Source organism: Williamwhitmania taraxaci, assembly GCF_900096565.1.
Classification (GTDB): domain Bacteria; phylum Bacteroidota; class Bacteroidia; order Bacteroidales; family Williamwhitmaniaceae; genus Williamwhitmania; species Williamwhitmania taraxaci.
Window position 1 is genome coordinate 33,273 of sequence record NZ_FMYP01000010.1, and the last position, 17,881, is coordinate 51,153.

At 44.4% G+C, this 17,881-nt stretch carries 22 protein-coding genes; 9 read left to right on the forward strand and 13 right to left on the reverse strand.

Annotated features, from left to right (window positions below):
• From BLS65_RS04135 to BLS65_RS04190, 12 genes are all read right to left on the reverse strand, one after another.
• Complete coding sequence (locus BLS65_RS04135; RefSeq protein ID WP_092436159.1) at positions 1-873, reverse strand: ATP-binding protein; 873 nt, start codon at positions 871-873, stop codon at positions 1-3.
• Positions 870-1,745 (reverse strand): ATP-binding protein, encoded by an 876-nt coding sequence (locus BLS65_RS04140; protein ID WP_092436161.1) that lies wholly within the window; start codon positions 1,743-1,745, stop codon positions 870-872. Before BLS65_RS04140 ends, BLS65_RS04135 begins: the two co-directional genes overlap by 4 nt.
• On the reverse strand, positions 1,738-2,181 hold the full coding sequence (locus BLS65_RS04145) for a CGGC domain-containing protein (RefSeq protein WP_092436163.1): 444 nt from the start codon (positions 2,179-2,181) through the stop codon (positions 1,738-1,740). The genes BLS65_RS04140 and BLS65_RS04145 overlap by 8 nt, the downstream gene beginning before the upstream one ends.
• A 76-nt stretch (positions 2,182-2,257) precedes the next feature.
• Entirely contained in the window at positions 2,258-2,623 is a 366-nt protein-coding gene (locus tag BLS65_RS04150; protein WP_092436165.1) for a NifB/NifX family molybdenum-iron cluster-binding protein, read from the reverse strand.
• Between the two features lie 69 nt (positions 2,624-2,692).
• A complete protein-coding gene (locus tag BLS65_RS04155) occupies positions 2,693-3,400 on the reverse strand; it encodes a peroxiredoxin (protein ID WP_394331449.1) in 708 nt (235 codons plus the stop codon).
• A gap of 206 nt (positions 3,401-3,606) precedes the next feature.
• On the reverse strand, positions 3,607-3,843 hold the full coding sequence (locus tag BLS65_RS04160; protein WP_125869763.1) for a DUF5320 domain-containing protein: 237 nt from the start codon (positions 3,841-3,843) through the stop codon (positions 3,607-3,609).
• A gap of 25 nt (positions 3,844-3,868) precedes the next feature.
• On the reverse strand, positions 3,869-4,051 hold the full coding sequence (locus tag BLS65_RS04165) for a DUF5320 domain-containing protein (protein WP_092436171.1): 183 nt from the start codon (positions 4,049-4,051) through the stop codon (positions 3,869-3,871).
• An 11-nt stretch (positions 4,052-4,062) separates the two neighbouring features.
• The gene (locus BLS65_RS04170; RefSeq protein WP_092436173.1) at positions 4,063-4,380 is read right to left on the reverse strand and encodes a NifB/NifX family molybdenum-iron cluster-binding protein; all 318 of its coding nucleotides are present in this window, start codon (positions 4,378-4,380) and stop codon (positions 4,063-4,065) included.
• Between the two features lie 15 nt (positions 4,381-4,395).
• Positions 4,396-4,974 (reverse strand): DUF134 domain-containing protein, encoded by a 579-nt coding sequence (locus BLS65_RS04175; RefSeq protein ID WP_170829993.1) that lies wholly within the window; start codon positions 4,972-4,974, stop codon positions 4,396-4,398.
• Positions 4,975-5,253: 279 nt separating this feature from the next.
• The gene (locus BLS65_RS04180) at positions 5,254-7,686 is read right to left on the reverse strand and encodes a TonB-dependent receptor (protein WP_092436244.1); all 2,433 of its coding nucleotides are present in this window, start codon (positions 7,684-7,686) and stop codon (positions 5,254-5,256) included.
• 206 nt (positions 7,687-7,892) lie between these two features.
• The gene (locus BLS65_RS04185) at positions 7,893-8,228 is read right to left on the reverse strand and encodes a hypothetical protein (protein ID WP_092436177.1); all 336 of its coding nucleotides are present in this window, start codon (positions 8,226-8,228) and stop codon (positions 7,893-7,895) included.
• Between the two features lie 153 nt (positions 8,229-8,381).
• Entirely contained in the window at positions 8,382-9,062 is a 681-nt protein-coding gene (locus BLS65_RS04190) for a Crp/Fnr family transcriptional regulator (protein ID WP_092436179.1), read from the reverse strand.
• A 194-nt stretch (positions 9,063-9,256) separates the two neighbouring features.
• Here BLS65_RS04190 and BLS65_RS04195 point away from each other — a divergent pair, with 194 nt between their 5' ends.
• From BLS65_RS04195 to BLS65_RS04235, 9 genes are all read left to right on the forward strand, one after another.
• Positions 9,257-9,625 (forward strand): DsrE family protein, encoded by a 369-nt coding sequence (locus BLS65_RS04195; RefSeq protein WP_092436181.1) that lies wholly within the window; start codon positions 9,257-9,259, stop codon positions 9,623-9,625.
• Positions 9,626-9,693: 68 nt separating this feature from the next.
• Positions 9,694-10,242 carry a DsrE/DsrF/DrsH-like family protein gene (locus BLS65_RS04200; protein WP_092436183.1) on the forward strand — a complete coding sequence of 183 codons (549 nt, stop codon included), beginning with the start codon at positions 9,694-9,696 and terminating at the stop codon, positions 10,240-10,242.
• Positions 10,243-10,323: 81 nt separating this feature from the next.
• Entirely contained in the window at positions 10,324-10,572 is a 249-nt protein-coding gene (locus BLS65_RS04205) for a sulfurtransferase TusA family protein (protein WP_092436185.1), read from the forward strand.
• Positions 10,573-10,575: 3 nt separating this feature from the next.
• The gene (locus BLS65_RS04210) at positions 10,576-10,977 is read left to right on the forward strand and encodes a hydrogenase iron-sulfur subunit (protein WP_092436187.1); all 402 of its coding nucleotides are present in this window, start codon (positions 10,576-10,578) and stop codon (positions 10,975-10,977) included.
• A 116-nt stretch (positions 10,978-11,093) separates the two neighbouring features.
• Positions 11,094-12,404, forward strand: coding sequence for a CoB--CoM heterodisulfide reductase iron-sulfur subunit A family protein (locus tag BLS65_RS04215; RefSeq protein WP_092436189.1), 1,311 nt, complete (start codon positions 11,094-11,096; stop codon positions 12,402-12,404).
• Positions 12,401-14,110 carry a CoB--CoM heterodisulfide reductase iron-sulfur subunit A family protein gene (locus BLS65_RS04220; protein WP_212590498.1) on the forward strand — a complete coding sequence of 570 codons (1,710 nt, stop codon included), beginning with the start codon at positions 12,401-12,403 and terminating at the stop codon, positions 14,108-14,110. The genes BLS65_RS04215 and BLS65_RS04220 overlap by 4 nt, the downstream gene beginning before the upstream one ends.
• An 11-nt stretch (positions 14,111-14,121) precedes the next feature.
• Entirely contained in the window at positions 14,122-14,397 is a 276-nt protein-coding gene (locus BLS65_RS04225) for a helix-turn-helix domain-containing protein (RefSeq protein ID WP_092436193.1), read from the forward strand.
• Positions 14,397-15,446: a 4Fe-4S dicluster domain-containing protein gene (locus BLS65_RS04230; protein ID WP_092436195.1), complete on the forward strand. Its 1,050-nt coding sequence runs from the start codon at positions 14,397-14,399 to the stop codon at positions 15,444-15,446. The genes BLS65_RS04225 and BLS65_RS04230 overlap by 1 nt, the downstream gene beginning before the upstream one ends.
• A gap of 3 nt (positions 15,447-15,449) precedes the next feature.
• Positions 15,450-16,253, forward strand: coding sequence for an MBL fold metallo-hydrolase (locus tag BLS65_RS04235; protein WP_092436197.1), 804 nt, complete (start codon positions 15,450-15,452; stop codon positions 16,251-16,253).
• Between the two features lie 203 nt (positions 16,254-16,456).
• Here the strand turns inward: BLS65_RS04235 and omp85 are convergent, their stop codons facing one another.
• Positions 16,457-17,821, reverse strand: a complete 1,365-nt coding sequence (gene omp85 / locus BLS65_RS04240) for an Omp85 family outer membrane protein (protein WP_092436200.1) — start codon at positions 17,819-17,821, stop codon at positions 16,457-16,459.
• Between the last annotated feature and the right edge of the window lie 60 nt (positions 17,822-17,881).

The following is a 17,881-nucleotide window of genomic DNA, read 5'->3' on the forward strand; positions in this document are numbered from 1 at the left end:
TTAGTTTAATTGTTTTTTTAATTTGTTCCAAAGGTCGATTACCAATGGTTTTATGGGAGATTCTAACTCGACAATGGTTTTACCCTCAATCATTGCTGTAGAAAAGATGGAGTTGTAGGGAATTTCAGCCAAGTCGTCGATCTGTTCCTCCTTCATAAAATCCTTTATCTCTGTTGTTTTCTCTGGATTGAGATCGTACTTGTTGATAATGCAGCCGGCTTTTATATGAAACCGTTTTATCACTGCGTTGATTCGTTTTAAATCGTGCAATCCCGACATTGTGGGCTCGGTAACCAGCACCACATAGTTGGCGCCGGACAGCGATGAAACTACGGGGCAGCCAATGCCGGGTGAGCCATCAACTAGGATAAATTGCTTGTTTTCGGCAGTTGCAAATGCTTTTGCTTCATTTTTAACCTTTGCAACTAATTTTCCTGAGTTTTCCGCACCGATGTCTAATCGCGCATGTACCATGGTACTTCCCACTTTTGTCTTCGAGATGAATACGCTTCCCGATTTCCGTTCAACAAGGGTTAACGCATTTGACGGGCATACCTTTTCGCAGTATCCGCAACCTTCGCAGTCAAGTTCGCTAATTTTATACTGATTTTGAATAAGCGGTATTGCATGGAATCGGCATACGTCAGCGCATTTTCCGCAGTGAATACACAACTCCTGATTGATTACGGCAAGTTCGCCGCTATAGTAATCAAAGGTTTTTCCAAAGTCGGGTTTCAACAGTAGGTGCATGTTGGCGGCATCTACGTCGCAATCGGCAATCACGGCATCGTTGCCCGCTAAAACGGCCAATGCTGCCGTGATTGATGTTTTTCCGGTACCTCCCTTGCCCGATAGAACTACGATTTCTTTCATATTTTGTGGGCAGGTTTAATGGCGTTAATGATGGACTGGAGGGCTGTGGCTACGGACTCTACCTTGTCGTAAACTAGTTCTCCGTTTGAGTAGTATTCGGCTATTGTGCGATCGAAAGGAATTTTCGCCAGAATGGGGATTTGCTCTTTATTGCAGTATTCTTCCACATCGGCATAACCAATGCCGTAGCGATTAATAACTACGCCAATATCTTTTCTCAACTTCCGCATAGTTTCCACCGCCAGCGTCAGGTCGTTTAAGCCAAATGGTGTTGGTTCTGTTACCAATATAACAAAATCTGCAATGTTGGTGGCCGCTATCACGGGGCAGGAGGTTCCAGGAGGACAGTCGAATATTTGAATTTGAATGTCGCTGTGTTTTTCATCGACTAGGGCTTGAGTTTGATGGATTAGCGGAACTGCTTGCTCTTCACCCACCTCCAAGCGACTCTCGATAAATGTCAAATTGTCTGCTGATATTGTTTTGATTACCCCAATTTTGTATTGCTGCATTGGCAAAGCCTGAGAAGGGCATAGCTCGGAGCAGGCATAGCAACTGTGACACAGTTCTTTAAATACGGCAATAAAAGTTCCTAGTTGAACCACTGCATGAAACTTACAGGCGTTGCTGCAAATTCCACAGAGTGTACACTTACTCTCATCCCAAGCGGGAATCATTTTATATTGATCGGATTCGCTTTGAATTTCGCCATCGATGAAGATAAAGTCATTGGGTTCCTCTACATCGATATCGACAAGCAGCGTAGGTTGCTGTTTGCTCATAAATGCGGCAAGGTTTGTCGAAAGCAATGTTTTGCCCGTTCCTCCCTTGCCGCTGGCAATCGCAATTTTAAATGGTTTGTTTTTAATCATAGCGTAATCTCATCTTTTCGTCGGTCAAGGTTAGCATGATTGCTTTCTGAAGCGCAGAGGTATTCCACGTCTTCATATTTTGATGGGTCAGGTAGTATTTCTGTGGTATTGGATGAGTTCCAATAACGACCTTCATCCCATATTTTTCGGTGATAAATTTCTCAAAATGCTCAATATGGGGGCATGGAGGATATCCGACTAGAAATCCTGTAGCAAGGTGAATTACTGTGATACCATTTTTTTTCATCTCCTCGGGGGCATACTCAATGTTACCCCCGGGACATCCTCCGCAGGTTGTGTATGCAGCCAACTCAACATCTTGTCCTTCATATACTTTAAATGCCCCTTCACGTTTTTCTAACGCTCTAAAGCATTTTCCTCCAGCGCAACTATTGTATCGGTCGCAAATTATTATTCCGAGTTTAATTTTTTCCATGTCCTATCTTGTTTTATTGCACCAATCGCTTATTCGAGGGAATTTCTTACCTCTTTAGTCAACTGAATTGGTTCGATTAATGAGTGCAGGTCCCATTCTCGTCATGATTGCAGTAATTTGCAGTCAAATTCAACTTGTTTGCAATGAAATCGGACACAAGTTGTTTCGCGGGTTTTGATGGGGCACCCACAAAGGCATTAATCTTTTGCTGATTAAATAGTTCGATGGCTTTTTGGCCCATTCCACCTGCAATAACATCGGTTACACCCATTTCTGCAATCCAAGCAGGATATAATCCAGGTTCGTGTGCTGGTGGTGTTACTAGTTTCTCTGAAATAATTGCGCCATCTTTTATTTCGAGGATAGCGAAATGTTCGCAATGCCCAAAGTGAGAGCAGAGGATTCCTCCTTCAAGAGGAATAGCAATAATTTGATTCTTCATAATTAAATTTGTTTTTAAGCTAAGAACAATTTGCTGTTAGCTCATTGTTCTTAGCGTGTTGTTTAGATATTATTTTTTTAGGATTTTCTTCAGAATGGTTTCCTTGTCAATTTTCTTTGTGCAGAAAAACCAATCTTGGCAGTGGAGACCTTCCTCTTTGCCTTCCACGCGACTCTTGGCCGCATTGCATGATCCAGCAGGCGACATAATTACGTCGTCACCGGGCCGCCAGTCGGCTGGGGTGGCAATGCCAAACTCGTCGGAAGTTTTTAGAGCAAGAACGGCCCTATATAGCTCGTCGAAGTTACGGCCAAGGCTAAGTGGGTAATATATCATCGCTCTTACAATTCCTTTTGGATCGATAATGAATACCGCCCTAACGGCTTTCGTGGTACTTTCACCGGGTTGAATCATCCCATATTTCTTTGCAACCTCCATGCTAATGTCCTCGATCAGTGGGAAATTAACCTCCACGTTTTTCATCCCTCGGTATTCAATCTTCTCCTTAATGGTACGAAGCCAAGCAATATGGCTGTAGATACCATCAATGGATAGCCCCACCAACTTGCAGTTGGCCTGACCGAACTGCTCTTCCATGCTAGCGAAGGTTATAAACTCCGAAGTGCAAACAGGAGTAAAATCGGCCGGATGGCTAAAGAGGATTACCCAACTACCCTTGTAATCGTTGGGAAAATGAATATCACCCTGTGTGGTTAGGGCTTTAAATTCGGGTGCAGCATCGCCAATGCGTGGCATCGCTACCGGTTGGTCATTCATTGTTTCCATCTTTCTTTAGTTTAAGTTAAAACTTAGCATCTTTATTCAGAACTTTTACTGCAATCTGATGTGTAGTTTCCTATTGGCAGAATCGGCAATTTCCTTATACTTTTGTATTGCACATCTTTTATAGGTTGATGTACAGGATGTTATGGTAATTATCAATTATGCCCCTCGGTAAAAGTTTGGTAGAATTGGTAACTAGTTTACACTCCGTTTTGACCAAATTGCCGTCCTCCACGACCTCTGCCGTTAGCTCCTCTGCCTTCACAGTTGCCTCCGTTTCTACCCCGTCGTCCCATTCCTCTTCCCTGCGTCATTTCATTTTTGTCGACAGTGGTGGGTTGTTCTTGATTTTTAGCACCAAATCCGGTGCATTTTCCCATTCTTCGGCCTGTCATAGAACCTTGTCCCATTGGGCCTTTTTGGTTAAATCCTGGCATAATTATATGTTTTAGTGATGATGTATTATTTCTGGTTGGTTTTTAAACGCTTTCTCTTTCCTGCGCCACCTCCCGAATTGCGTTTTTTTCCCATTCCTGTTCCAAGAAGTTCTAACTTCTCTTTGTTTGAAGCCGTGCTACAATCTCCTAGTCCTCTGCCTGTTTTTGCTTTTTCTCCCTCAGGCCCGGTTCCATCAAGTTTTGGCATATCCTCGGGTTTTAATGATTAAGCATCTCAATAATTTGCCCAATCTTCTTTTTTGGGTCTTTTAATACTATCATTTGAATCTTGAGACTGTCTAGCAATGGCTTGATTTTTATTCCAAATTCTCCGGAGATTATTTTGGTGGCTTTTCTGTAGGCAACCAAATGTACCGCGGCTGGGCCGATTTCCTTTTCCTTTTCCCGGTTTGGGTTTGGAAGAAACTCAAGTGCTTTTGTTTCGGTATCGTAAATTACGAAGTAAGCGCATCGGCCAAACCGTTGATCCAATGTTGATTCTAGTGTATTTCCTGTTGATGTTATGGCTACTCTCATGCTTTACTTATATTATTATGTTCTGCACCGACCCGATTTTCGTGTAAGGTGTGAATTGCATTTTGGGCAGATTTCGTGAGCGCAAGGATATCCGGCTACGTGAACCTGTTCGTATCCGCATTGAATGCAGATGCACGTATCCTCGCAGGTAATGGTGTTGTCTGTATTTGTTTCTGCCGATTGATCATAATTTTTAATGCTTCTGCTATTGCATAGGGGACAACTCTTGATTTCAATCTCCCTTTCAGGATTGTTGAAGAAGCAATGGCATGATGAACAGGCGTACCAATCGCTATCGAAATATACCTTTCCTCCTTCAATGGACATTTGTCGGCCTTCGACGAATGCCTTAGCGATTTTTTGTCTGGCTGAGCTGTAAATGCGTGTAAAGGTCGGTCGGGATATCCCCATTGCCTGTGATGCTTGAATGTGGTTGCACATGTCATAATCGCAAAGTCTTAGCGCCTCGTACTCTTCAAAAAGGAGTAAGATTGGTTCTGGCTCCCCTACGATACTGGTTAATCCATAGGGTTTGAATCCCTTTATTAATGGGGGATTTAGGACTTTTCGAATGGTTTTTATTCGTGGCGACATATTTAAAAGAACTAATGATCGATACAAATATAATGAACCATGGTTCATTATGCAACTGTTTTTTCATTTTTTCCACCAATGGCTTTTCTAACATTGGAAAGGGTTTTCCTCAAAAAAGTGCAATTATGTGTATAGGTCGAATGGAGTTAACTCTAGCTTTGATTCGATTGATTTTGAGGTTTAAGTCTGTAGGTGATTATTGATTAGCTGGGAAAATAAAAAAAGGGATATGGCCCTATTATATTGGCCCTATCCCTTGCTTGATTAGTGGTGTTCTTGCTAGAAGTTCAGCGGGAATACCAGCTTAAAGTCTACGTTGCGGCCCATGTTATACACTCCGGTTCTACCGGTAGCGTTATTTGTGTCGGCATACTTTAATCGGCTGAGGTGGTTCTGATAGGCCACATCGGCAAGGTTGTTTGCAGTAATGTAAACCGAGCAGATAGTTCTCTTGCCTAGCCTAATATCACTTCCAATACCCATGTTAAGCAAGGTGTATCCTGGTGTTCTGGACTCCGTTCCGTAGGCAGCATAAAACTTGTCTTGAGCGAGCAGTATCTCTACTCCAAACGAGACGTATGCATTGTGTAATAGCCGTCCTATCTTTTCACCATTGAAGCGCACCTCACTCTGGAAACGCGGAGCAGGGATAAAGGGCAGATGGTGCATGGAGTCGGGTTGGTTGCGGAGCGTTCCCTCTACGTAGGAGAAGGAGTTTTGGAAGTGAATCCAATCCAGCGGGTGAGGATGGATGTCCACGGTAACTTCCCCGCCGGTAAGGTTGGCATCGCCCGATACAAATTTAAAGGCGGTATTGCCATCGTGCAGTGAATCGGCACCTGAAGAGGTGGTTAACTTCCGTAGAAAAATGAAGTTGCTTACGCTGTTACTAAAGAGGTTTACCTCTGCCGCTACGTGTTCGCTCGAGTAACCCAACGAGTAGTCAAATTGCAGGCTGGTTTCACTTTTAAGGTTGGGATCGCCCATTTCATAGCGAAGCGTTCCCTCGTGAACTCCGTTGGAGCCCAGCTCTCCAATGTTGGGGGCTCTGAAGCCGCGCGAAAGATTTAGCTTAGTATAAAGCCTATTCGATAGTTGGTATGTGGCGCCAATGCTTCCCGAAACGCCGGAAAAGGTGCTTGTAAAGGCATGAAAACGCTCTGTTGCATTTGGGTTGAAAGGAGAGGTTGGCTGCTCGTTCTCGTCCAAGAATAGCTCTTCACCACGCTGATGGCGCGAATCGAATCGAATGCCACCGCTGATATCTAACTTGCCGAAGGAGCGCTTGAGCATGGAAAAACCTCCAATGTCGAGGAGATTGTACTCGGGCACAAGCACTTCCGGTCCTTTGTTTTGCGAGGTTTGGCTCATCCCATTTGCACCCACGGTAATGCTGACTCCGTTCCACTCGGGAAAAACGTAACGGGCATCGTAGTTAATGGTGTTAAGCAAAAAGTAGAGCTCATAGCTGTTTGGCTCAAGCACATTGGCAAACTCCTGTCGGCGATTTTGTTGGTAACCTACGGTTGTCTTCAGGAAACCGCCACCCACCGAAATGTTACTGTTGAGGGCTAACTTATAGTGGTATATCTGCTGAAATGGCGTTTTTGGTGTGTAGCTTAGCATGTCGGAGTGTGTAGCAACCGCTTCTCCTGCGCTGTTATCCGGCAGCACAACCATCTTTATAAACTTTCCTGTGACATCATCTCGTTCACCTTCTACTATTCCGGGCTTTAAATGGTAGGCACCAAAGTGCAGGTGCGAGTATCCCCAGCTACGGTTTACCCCAACAATCCCGCTGAACGCATCTTCACGGAATCCGGAGTTATACACGTAGCCATCGTATTTGTTTTGGTAGGCATGAGCCATTTTGTTGCTCAGGCGTAAGTTCCAAATGTAACCATTGTTGTTTTTGGCAATGTTTGTCGATTGGCCAATTAGTCCATTGTTTGTTTGGTAGTTAGCCATTACGCTTCCTGCGATTGTCCCATCGGGAAGTGTTGGGGCCGAAATCATGTTGATAACACCGGCCATGGCATCGGAACCGTAGGCTAAGCTGGCAGGTCCCTTGATTACCTCTACGCGGTTGAGCGAGTATGCATCGATCTCAATGCCATGCTCGTCGCCCCACTGTTGGCCTTCCTGCCGAATTCCATCGTTCACCACCACTACACGGTTGTAACCTAATCCACGGATGATGGGTTTGGAGATGGCCGCTCCGGTGGTTACGCTCGAAAGTCCCGGTAGTTTGGTGATGGCCTCAATGGCGTTTACTGATGAGGATTGTAGCAATTCCTGCTTGGATATAAGGGCAATGGGAGTGGGGGTTTTGTTCTTCTCTGCTGCCTGTGCCAATCCAGTTATCACCACCTCGTTGATTTCTCGGGCGGAGTGGCTTAAGCTGAAGTCTTGATGGGTTTCAATACCAACAACCAAGGTAAATACTATTGTTTCGTAGCCTACGTAGCTAACTTGCACCAGCTGCTTTCCTGTTGGAATATTATTGAGACGATAACTCCCATTGCTATCGGTAATAGTTCCCACTTGCAGGTCGGGAATATAAATATTTACTCCGGGGAGCATTTCACCGGTTGTAGCATCGGTAATCTTGCCCAAGAGCAACCCATTTCCAAGAGCATTTCGGTCTATCGCTTGTACGCATATGGAGAGAATAAGTAAAGCAAGCAGAAATATATATTGAAGCGTTTTCATTTTTTTTAAGTGAATTATATAGTTAAAGGTGATAACATGAAAAGAGGGTAGCACAGATTTTATACTCAATGATTATGAGCACAAAAGCAGACACACCAATACTTCACATGTCACCTGACATATGTTGTGATGGAGATGCAAAGGAAGAATAACCAATCCTCTGCAAGAGGTGGTTAATCGTAATTTTGTTGCTTAGTAAATAGTGGTTAGCATACAGGTGGAGCCCTGAGTAACCTAGAAGAGTAGGGCTGCCTTTCAACAACTTCCGAGTATTCCTTTTGCCTAAATGGCGAGTAGGAGAAATCGGAGAATATGTTGCTTTGTTGAGACGGGATGTCGGTGATTACAGGAGAATAATCGCAAATAGGACAGTAGTCGCTCTCGGCCTTAATTTCAGATGTATGTGCGTGATGCTTGCAAGCCCAAGCAGCATGGGAATGTCCATGGTGGTGCTCAATAGTGTGAATTGCTGAGTATACCAGCGGAAGCAGGTATAGCACAACACCAAACAACGATAACTTTATCTTTCGATTTATCTGCACCTCTATTGACCAGTTTACTTTGCAAAGGAACTAAGAAATTGGTGGAATGTTTATTTGTTAAGGAACTTTAAGGAAGGAGAGATAGAATCAAATCCCTTTTCATCTCACTATTTGCTGCCCACTGAGGTTTGCTGTAGCAAGATAATTATAATTTCAACCCTTCTCGCTTATCTGAGTTAGCAAGGGTTCATTTAAAATTGTGATTTTCTTCCCTTCTATTTGTAGTATTTTCTCATTGTGGAAATCGGTGAGAATTCGGCTTGCGCTTTCTCTCGTAATGCCGAGCAAATCGCCTAGGTCTTGCCTCGAAATGGGAAGGGTAAAGGTGGTGCTGTTGTATATTTCTGTTGCAAAGAATAGGATTGCATCGGCCACTCTGCCAATATTCTGTTTTTGCGCATTATTGATGAGGCTGTGAAAGTTTAGCAGTTCCCCTTTGCTCATGTCGGTAATGATTTGGTAAGCAAAGTCCCCGTTTTGATATATGAAGTTCTTGAAGGTGGTAACATCAATAAAGCAAACGGTTGTTTTCTCAAGGGCGGTGGCAGAGAAGTGGTTTACCTTATCCCCAAAGGTGCTCGGAAGGCAGAGGTAGGTGGGAGCCTTGGCTATCTTCATGATCTTTTCCTTGATGGGACCGCGGATATGAATCTTTACCAAGCCTGATTTTATATAGGCCACGTTTGTCGAAAGGGCATCTTGAATAATAATTGTGTCTCCAGCCTTAAAATGCACTTCGGCGCAGTTCGAACTCATCGTTTCTAATTCGCTGTCAGTGAGTTTTTTTGCGGCAGAGGATTTTAACGTGCAGAATTTACAGCTTGTTTTGTCCATTTTAAGTCAGTTAAGGCATTAAAGTTAATTAAAATTAAAGATGTGCGCTATATCACATTTATCTGTGTTAATCAGCACACTCATTTTTACTAGGTGTGAAAATATTAGCAATAATTTTGTGTGTCTGAAATAACAGTATTTCTTAGTTTTCGACAGGTTTGTTCTTCGTAAAATATTTTTCTATAAATCATATTATGGCAGAAAACGAGAAGATTGTGATTATTAGCACTGTCGGGAGTGAGGATCCAGAGAAAGCAACCTTACCTTTTGTGCTAGCCACTGCGGCCCAAGCTTCCGATGTGGAAGTGGTAGTAATTCTTCAATCCAATGCAGTAACTCTTGCTCGACATGGTGAAGCCGAAAAGGTAAACGCCAAGGGTTTCATCCCAATCAAGGAGTTAATTGATGCTTACATCAGTCTTGGTGGTTCGCTCTTGCTTTGCTCCCCTTGCCTTAAAGCGAGAGACATAACTAAGGAAGAACTTATCGATGGTTTTGCTATTATAGCTGCAGGCACGGTGGTCACTGAAGTGATGTCGGCAAATTCTGTTATAACCTATTAACTTTTGGATTTAAACTGCTTGACAGAATCAAATATAACGATCAATTGTCTATTAATAATAATACTGTTATGACAAACGAAATTGAGAAACAGGTTGCCGAACTTGAGGCAAAAGTAAAAGAGATGCAGAGTCGTGAGGCAAAAGATCAAATATCTATTATCGCATTCTCGGGCGATTTGGATAAGATGCTAGCTGCTATGATTATTGCTACCGGCGCTCGGGCCATGGATACCGAGGTGAAGATGTTCTTTACCTTTTGGGCTACTGCCATGTTGCGCGATCCAAAAAAATCTGGCAAAGGCAAGGATTTTATGTCGAAGATGTTTGGGATGATGCTGCCTAAAGGTAGCCCCAACCTCAAACTTTCCAAGATGAATATGGGTGGCATGGGAACCACTATGCTTAAAGGATTGATGAAGAAAAAGCGGGTTTCCTCCCTAGAAGAGTTACTCGTTGTTGCTGGTGAACTTGGCGTTGAGATTAACGTGTGTGAAATGAGCATGGACCTCATGGGCTTTAAGCGTGAGGAGATGATTGATTATCCATACCTGAACTATGTGGGAGTGGGTAGTTACCTTTCCGATGCAAACGACAGCCGTATTCAACTCTTTATCTAATTTTTTTATTTCGATCACTTCCAATACGGCTTTTGCTGATTGGTGAATGAACAAATTTTCAAATCATTAAATTAATATTTTATGACAACAGAAGAATTAAAAGCGCTTAAGAGCGATAAGGTTGTGGACGCAAGAGGAACTGCTTGTCCTGGTCCACTTTTGGCAGCAAAAAAGGCTATTGGCGATTTGCAAGCTGGACAAATTATGGAAATTCTTTCGGCCGATGAGGGAACAAAAAGCGATATCCCAAAGTGGTGCAAGAAGATGAATTTTGAATACTGTGGCTCTATCGACGAGGATGGTATTTATAAACTGTTTCTAAAAAAATAGACCATGAAAAGTCAGCATCCCAAAATTTTGGTGTTCTCGACTGAAAAAATATCCGACCCTGCCATCGATTTGGCAGGGTTGCTTAAAAAGCATTACCCTTTTACAGTATATGCCATTAGCGTACCCTGCTCTAGCGGTATAAAACCACGGTGGATCATGCGTGCTTTCGAAAAGGGTTTCGATGGGGTATTCATTGCTGCAGATGGTACCGATTGCTCTTACGGAGAACAATGCACTGAGCGCACTGGCGATATTATTCAAGTAACCCACCAGCTGATGCGCGATAAAGGATTAAAGCCTTCGCAGCTTAAGATGGCAGCTATCTGTTCGGTCTGTGCCGAGCCTTTTGTGAAGCATGTAACTGGGTTTATGAAAGAGTTGGAAACACTCCGCCAGGCCCAATAATCATAATTACATCGAGTTGCAAGTTTGCTTAAGTCGGTGCGGATGTGAGTCAAACAGGTAAACGAATCGATACTACGCCACACAATCTTTCTGTGTAAGAAACTAAGAAGAGAATTATGCCAACAAATAATGCACTTGAGCAAAACACCGACTACGATGTATTGGTAATCGGAGCTGGTATCGCCGGCGAGGAATCGGCACTTAAGCTTGCCGATATGGGTTTTCGGGTAATGCTTGTTGAAAAGGAGCCCTCCATTGGTGGTAAAATGATCCTGCTGAGCAAGGTGTTTCCAACCCTCGATTGCGCGGCCTGCATTACCACACCTAAGGTATCGGAAACCGCACGCCATCCGAATATAACGCTACTAACGCTTACAGAGGCCGATAGTATCGTAAAGGAGAGTAATGGTCTCTTCTCTGTAGTGTTGAAAAAACATCCTCGGTATGTAGTCGAGAAGGATTGTACTGGATGTCAGGAGTGCGAAAATGCTTGTCCTGTAATCGTTGAGGATCAGTTTCAATTTAATATGGTAGCCCGTAAGGCGGTTTACATTCCCTTCAATATTGCCAACCCCCGCATTGCCCTTATCGATATTGAGAACTGCATGCTATGTGGGTTGTGTGAACAAAAATGTCCATCCAACTGCATCGATTTTACCCAAAAGGAAGAGATCATCCAAATTCAGGTAAAGGCGGTTGTTGTGGCTACTGGTTTCAATCTCTTCGATCCGACATTAATACCTCGTTATGGTTTTGGTCGATTCAAAAACGTAATTACTTCCATGCAAATGGAGCGCGAGTTGGCACCAACGCGACCGTTCAACAATGTGCTACGACCTTCCGACGGAAAAACTCCCGATAATATAGCCTACATCTTTTGCACTGGATCGCGCGATCAAACTTGCGGAAACGCCACTTGCTCGCAGGTATGCTGCATGTATTCCACCAAGCAGGCTCAACTGCTGATGGGTGCTTTGCCTATGGCCGATATTACCATGTACTACATTAATATTCGTGCATTTGGAAAGGGCTTTGACGAATTCTACATGCAAGCAAAGGATATGGGTGCCAATTATGTAAAGGGTAAAGTGGCCTCTGTTTCTGAAAAGGAGAATGGCAACCTTATTTTACGCTACGAGGATATCGCCACTGGTAAGGTCACCGAAAAAGAGCACGACATGGTTGTGCTGTCGGTTGGCTTATTGGCGAACCCTGCCATTGTGAGTGTTTTCAAGAATGAAACACTGCAACTAGATGCTTCCAACTATATCAACCAACCCGATTTGCTGCAAAGCCCAGCTCTTACATCTATAAAAGGGGTATTTGTTGCAGGAACCGCTACCGCTCCTATGGATATTCCCGATACCATTATGTCGGCCGGTGCCGCAGCTGCTGAAACATCTGGTTACCTAAAGCTACAATCATGAAGAAGAAGATAGGTGTATACGTTTGCCATTGTGGTGGAAATATCTCCGATTATGTCGATATACAGAAGGTAAAGGATGCTGTAAAGGATGAAGCCAATGTTTACCTACTAAAGAATACGCTGTTTGCCTGTTCCGACTCTTCCCAAAAGGAGATGGTGGACGATATTCAAACCAGCGAACTTGATGCAATTGTGGTGGCCTCGTGCTCGCCTAAACTACACGTTCCCACCTTTCGGGCGGTAGCCGAGCGTGCGGGAATGAATGCTTACAACTACGTTCAGGTAAATATCCGTGAACAAAGTTCTTGGGCCCATTCCGATAATAAATTGGGTGCAACCGAAAAGGCTATTCTGCTGGTAAAGGCAGGCATCGCTCGGGCATCCGAATCGGAGGCGTTGACCTCCATGAAAATACCTACCACCAATGCCGTAGCGATAATTGGTGCCGGAGTAGGCGGTATGCGTTCTGCCATTGCGTTAGCCGATATGGGGAGCGAGGTTTACCTCATCGAAAAAGAGGCAACGGTTGGTGGCCATGTGGCCGAAATTGGCGAATTGTTTACCTCCCGCATACAGGGTAAGGATCTCGTTGAGAACCTTCTCTCCGAAATTAAGAAGCGTAGCAATATTAAACTATTTACGAGTGCCGAACTGGCCGAGAAGAAGGGTAGTATTGGAAACTTCGATATTAAGGTGAATGTTGGAGGCGAAACGCTTCCTCTGCATATTGGAGCCTTCATTGTAAATACGGGATTCGATTCCTACACGCCTGCAACCGGCGAGTATGGTTTTGGTGAGATGGATAATGTAATCACTCTGCCTACGTTTAAAAAACTTATTGACTCTTCGCACGGGGTGCTGGAATACAACGGAAAGCCGATTAAAAGGATTGCATATATCTACTGTGTGGGAAGCCGTCAGGATGAGGAAGGCGAAAATAAGTATTGCTCGCGCTACTGTTGCACCGCAGCTATTCACGTCTCTATTCTGGCGAAAAATAAATTTAAGGGAATCACGAATCTTCATTTCAACCGAGGAATTCGTGCCTACGGAAAACAGGAACTGCTCTACGCTGAATCGTCGAAGATGGGGGATATATACCTTCAATTCTCGCTCGATAGCATTCCTCAACTAGTGCAGAAGGGGAATAAAACATTGGTGTCGGTTAAGGATATACTTTCGGCAGGAAGAACAGTGGAGGCCGAGGCCGACCTAGTTGTGTTGGTGACGGGAATGATTCCACGGAAAAACGATAAACTCGTTCATCAGCTGAAAATTCCGGTGGGCCGCGATCGCTTTTTTAACGAGATACATATGAAACTGCGCCCGGTTGAAACGGTTATCGATGGGGTATTAATTGCGGGAACCTGCCAGTCGCCAAAGAATATTCTGGAAACGGTAAATTCCTCAATGGCCGCGGCTGCTAAGGCCAACTCCATTCTTACTAAGGGCGAGATTGCCTTGGAGCCAACACTTGCCATGGTGAATCCTGCTGCATGCGTGTTGTGCGACAAATGTTTTTCGGCTTGCGTGTTCGATGCCATTGTTGAAACTGAGTTTGAGGGTCGCAAGGTTGCTAAAATCAACGTCTCCAACTGCAAAGGATGTGGTATGTGTACTCCTGTTTGCCCCACCGACGCCATTGACTTGGCCGGGTTTACCAATGCCCAAATAGAGGGTATGGTTGATGCACTTTCGGAATCTTAAAAACTCTACTGATGGACGCTAAGACAAAAACGATAAATATCCTCAAGGAAACTCGCAAAGTTCCTGCTCATGTGCTCGAAGGACGAAAAAAGTATGTGCGCATCCGCAAGGCCATTCTTGAATCGCTAAAGGAGGAAGGCAAGACCATTCCGCAGATAGCTGAGGCGACTCAGTTACCCTTGTCGGAAACGACATATTACCTGATGACCCTGCACAAATTCGGCGAGGTTGCAGTGGAGGGGATTGACGATATGGACGAGTATTATATCTACAAATTGACGAAATAATGGCTACGATAAATCCAGAATTCGGCGAAGAATTAAAGAAGTATGGTGCTTTCGACTTTAATGCCTGCTATAACTGTGGCACTTGCACTGCCATTTGTTCCCTGTCCACTGAGGATGACTCTTTTCCTCGGGAGATGGTTCGTCTAAGCGTTTTAGGCGATGAGGAGGGAATTCAGGGTTCACTCAAGCCCTGGCTCTGTTACTATTGCGGCGAATGCTCCACCCACTGTCCTCAAGTGGCAAATCCGGGCGAGCTTATGATGTCGCTGCGCCGCTGGCTTACCTCTGTATACGATTGGACCGGACTATCTGGCCTGCTCTACAAGTCGCTGCCGTTAACCCTGCTTGCCTTTGTACTTACTGCGGTGGCTGTTATCCTGTTTGCAGTGTCCGAGAATTTTAACTTGTCGGCCATAATGCACGTGGGGCACTACTTTGAGATGATTGCCATTGGCTCAGTTTTCACCATTATACTTCTTCCAAACATTGTTCGGATGTGGTGGCTTATTATTGGAAAACCAAAAGTTAAAGTTCCTGTTAAAAGTTACTTTACGGCGATAGGCGAGTTGGTTGTGCACATGTTTACCCAAAAGCGGGCTCTTGGCTGCGACGACAACCAGTTTCGCTGGTTCGAACACTTCGTCTTGGTTATTGGTTATTTGACATTGCTGTTTACTACCGTTTTCCTTGATTGGTTTTCGGCCACAAACATGTTCGTTATAGGTTTGGGATATGTTGAGAGCATTATCATCTTTCTGGTTACCATCGATTTTGTTTCGAGCCGTATTCGTAAGAGCAAAGAGGTAAGCAGCCATTCCCAGCCTTCCGATTGGTTTTTTGTAATTTGGTTGCTGTTGATGGGCCTCACCGCTTTTATCGTTCGTCTGTTTATCGACTTGGATATCCTCGAGCAAAACATTTGGATGTATCTGTTCCACATGGTGGTGTTAGTTCAGTGGGCCTTAATCATTGTTCCATTTGGCAAATGGACTCATTTTCTATATCGATCATTTGCCATGTATTTGGCTAAATTAAAGGTAGAAGCCTAAGCGATGCGCATAGTTACCCTGATTGAAAATGTAGTAAATGGTGGAACGCTGCAGGCCGAACACGGCCTGTCGCTCTACATTGAAACGGAGAATAAAAAAATACTGTTCGATGTAGGCCAGAGCGGACTGTTTCTTAAAAATGCTCAGAAGTTGGGCGTGGACATCTCGGATGTCGACTGCTTAGTGCTATCGCATGGACATTACGACCACACCGGCGGGCTATATCCTTTTCTGGAGATCAATAGCAAGGCCAAGGTGTTTGCAAAAAGGAATTTGTTTTTGCCAAAGCAGGATGCTAATGGATGCTTTAAGGGAACGGTGTACCGCGAAGATCTCCTTAAAAATCGGCTTGTCTATGTTGATTCCATTACCGAGATTGTTGAGGATGTTTTTATAATGCCTGATATTCCGCTTCGCCACCCTATTGACACCCATTTTGATGGGCTCTTTAGTGTTGTCGACAACCAACTTGCTGCCGACGAGTTTGAAGACGAACTATTCATGGTTTTGAAGCAGGGTGGGAAGATTAATATCCTAACTGCTTGCTCGCATAGGGGTATTACCAACATGTGCATCGCCGCAATTGACCATTTTGAACTTCCAGTTGGTCTAATCTTGGGGGGATTTCATATGAAATCATGCTCAGTAGAGCAATACGTTCACGTAACGCACTATCTGCGCATGTTACGACCTGTTTCAGTTGGCGTATGCCACTGTACCGGTCTGGAGAAGTTTGCCGATATGTATCATGAGTGTGAGGCTCACCTCTATTATAGCTACACTGGTAAGGAAGTAGTGCTTGGTTGAAAGGAGATTCTTGAACTCCAGTTTTAGGGAGTCGATGATAGATACGAGAAGAGCCTGAGCAGTATACTGCTCAGGCTCTTCTGCATAAGTTTATTGGTAAGCGATTTATGGATAGCATACTATCATGCTGACAAGATTTAAATCGTCTGTGTAAGATCTACACTCGGTAATGTGTAGAGTAATTTCAAGCAAAATTTAAATCGCTAAAACAGGAAATTCAGCGCAATATATAACCCTGAAGTGCCATCGTTGCGGCTAGTGGCACGGCCGTAATCGGCGGCAATGATAAAGTTCTCATTTATAGCAATGCGTAGCCCAGCCCCATAGGTAGTGTGCAGTTTTTCGTCGCTGCTTGTAAAGTAATCGGATGCTTTAAACGTTGGATTAAGTGCGGCGGCTAAGGACGTTACCTCGTTTTGGTTCACCCTTACTGGCTGTATCACTTGGCCTATATCGGAGAATAGGTTGAGGGAGAGGTAGAGGTTTTGGTGCCTAACCACCGTTTGTAGAAATTTCCACCGCAGTTCAAAGTTGCCATAGGCTATTCCGTTACCTACCACACGGCTGCGCATTATTCCACGCAGGGTTTGTGAACCGCCCAACCCTTCGGAGGTAGCGCGTCGCAGGTAAAGGGTTGTTAGGTTGGGCCGCAGGTAGAATGGGATTTTTCCAGCAACATTCAACTGGGTCGCCAACCGATAGGCAAAGGTGATTTTACTCTTTACCACCGGCAGGTATTGGCGGTAAACTAGCGAAAGGTTGGCGTGGTCGTAGTTCTTTTCACCAAGCAGGGGCGGGGTTACATTCATTATTGCTTCGGCCCAAATACCGGTGCTCGGATTTGCCTCAAAATCGCGCGTGTCGAATACCACACCAGCCTTAATGTAGGTGTGGAAACCACCACTCTTTTCGGTGCTGTTGATAAGGCCCCAACTTACATACTTGTCGTAGAGTTCTGGCACATCGGGTAACTTGTCGCTACCGCTTTTGCCGCGGTTGAGTTTGCTCAGATCCACCGAACCAATCTCGAAATTATAGAGGGCAATTCCCACCGCCCAGTATAGTTTATCTCCATAGAGTTTTCCTTGGAGGTCGGTTGAGAAGCGTGCCAACTTGCGGTCGTATTTATAAAATACACGGCTCACATATTGCGGATCGCCATCGTCAACCCAATTAGGTTTGTATTTGGTCTCCTGCCCGTTCCATCCATAGAAATCGGAGGCTTGATCGGTGAGATAGCTAGCGTCGGATGTAACACGAATGCCTGGAATCAGATATTTAGAATCGTAAAAAAGTCGATTTATCCCAGATCCTTTTGTGAATCGTGATACTTCCGCATATATGCTGTGCTGGTAGGTCGGGTAGGTTGAGCCATCTCCGTAGTAGTATAGGTTCACTATGCCTCCATACTGAAATCCCAAATCACTATCGAAGGTAATTGCTGGTAGTGCACCAAAAGTCCATCCTGTTTTGATGGTAGGAGGTAGTGAGTCTGTTGTTGGCTTGTATTGCTTTGCTTGTGCTGAGGTTGTCGCTATTAGGAAAAGGAATACGAAGTATTTTCGCATAATTGGGCTGTTTTGTTTGTCTCACTTTGCAACGCAATATAATCAAATATGCGAAATCCA

Bases quoted from the DNA above. Each gene is read 5' to 3' on its own strand.
- BLS65_RS04135 (WP_092436159.1), bottom strand. From the start codon at position 873: ATGAAAGAAATCGTAGTTCTATCGGGCAAGGGAGGTACCGGAAAAACA.
- BLS65_RS04140 (WP_092436161.1), bottom strand. From the start codon at position 1,745: ATGATTAAAAACAAACCATTTAAAATTGCGATTGCCAGCGGCAAGGGA.
- BLS65_RS04145 (WP_092436163.1), bottom strand. From the start codon at position 2,181: ATGGAAAAAATTAAACTCGGAATAATAATTTGCGACCGATACAATAGT.
- BLS65_RS04150 (WP_092436165.1), bottom strand. From the start codon at position 2,623: ATGAAGAATCAAATTATTGCTATTCCTCTTGAAGGAGGAATCCTCTGC.
- BLS65_RS04155 (WP_394331449.1), bottom strand. From the start codon at position 3,400: ATGAATGACCAACCGGTAGCGATGCCACGCATTGGCGATGCTGCACCC.
- BLS65_RS04160 (WP_125869763.1), bottom strand. From the start codon at position 3,843: ATGCCAGGATTTAACCAAAAAGGCCCAATGGGACAAGGTTCTATGACA.
- BLS65_RS04165 (WP_092436171.1), bottom strand. From the start codon at position 4,051: ATGCCAAAACTTGATGGAACCGGGCCTGAGGGAGAAAAAGCAAAAACA.
- BLS65_RS04170 (WP_092436173.1), bottom strand. From the start codon at position 4,380: ATGAGAGTAGCCATAACATCAACAGGAAATACACTAGAATCAACATTG.
- BLS65_RS04175 (WP_170829993.1), bottom strand. From the start codon at position 4,974: ATGTCGCCACGAATAAAAACCATTCGAAAAGTCCTAAATCCCCCATTA.
- BLS65_RS04180 (WP_092436244.1), bottom strand. From the start codon at position 7,686: ATGAAAACGCTTCAATATATATTTCTGCTTGCTTTACTTATTCTCTCC.
- BLS65_RS04190 (WP_092436179.1), bottom strand. From the start codon at position 9,062: ATGGACAAAACAAGCTGTAAATTCTGCACGTTAAAATCCTCTGCCGCA.
- BLS65_RS04195 (WP_092436181.1), top strand. From the start codon at position 9,257: ATGGCAGAAAACGAGAAGATTGTGATTATTAGCACTGTCGGGAGTGAG.
- BLS65_RS04200 (WP_092436183.1), top strand. From the start codon at position 9,694: ATGACAAACGAAATTGAGAAACAGGTTGCCGAACTTGAGGCAAAAGTA.
- BLS65_RS04205 (WP_092436185.1), top strand. From the start codon at position 10,324: ATGACAACAGAAGAATTAAAAGCGCTTAAGAGCGATAAGGTTGTGGAC.
- BLS65_RS04210 (WP_092436187.1), top strand. From the start codon at position 10,576: ATGAAAAGTCAGCATCCCAAAATTTTGGTGTTCTCGACTGAAAAAATA.
- BLS65_RS04215 (WP_092436189.1), top strand. From the start codon at position 11,094: ATGCCAACAAATAATGCACTTGAGCAAAACACCGACTACGATGTATTG.
- BLS65_RS04220 (WP_212590498.1), top strand. From the start codon at position 12,401: ATGAAGAAGAAGATAGGTGTATACGTTTGCCATTGTGGTGGAAATATC.
- BLS65_RS04225 (WP_092436193.1), top strand. From the start codon at position 14,122: ATGGACGCTAAGACAAAAACGATAAATATCCTCAAGGAAACTCGCAAA.
- BLS65_RS04230 (WP_092436195.1), top strand. From the start codon at position 14,397: ATGGCTACGATAAATCCAGAATTCGGCGAAGAATTAAAGAAGTATGGT.
- BLS65_RS04235 (WP_092436197.1), top strand. From the start codon at position 15,450: ATGCGCATAGTTACCCTGATTGAAAATGTAGTAAATGGTGGAACGCTG.
- omp85 (WP_092436200.1), bottom strand. From the start codon at position 17,821: ATGCGAAAATACTTCGTATTCCTTTTCCTAATAGCGACAACCTCAGCA.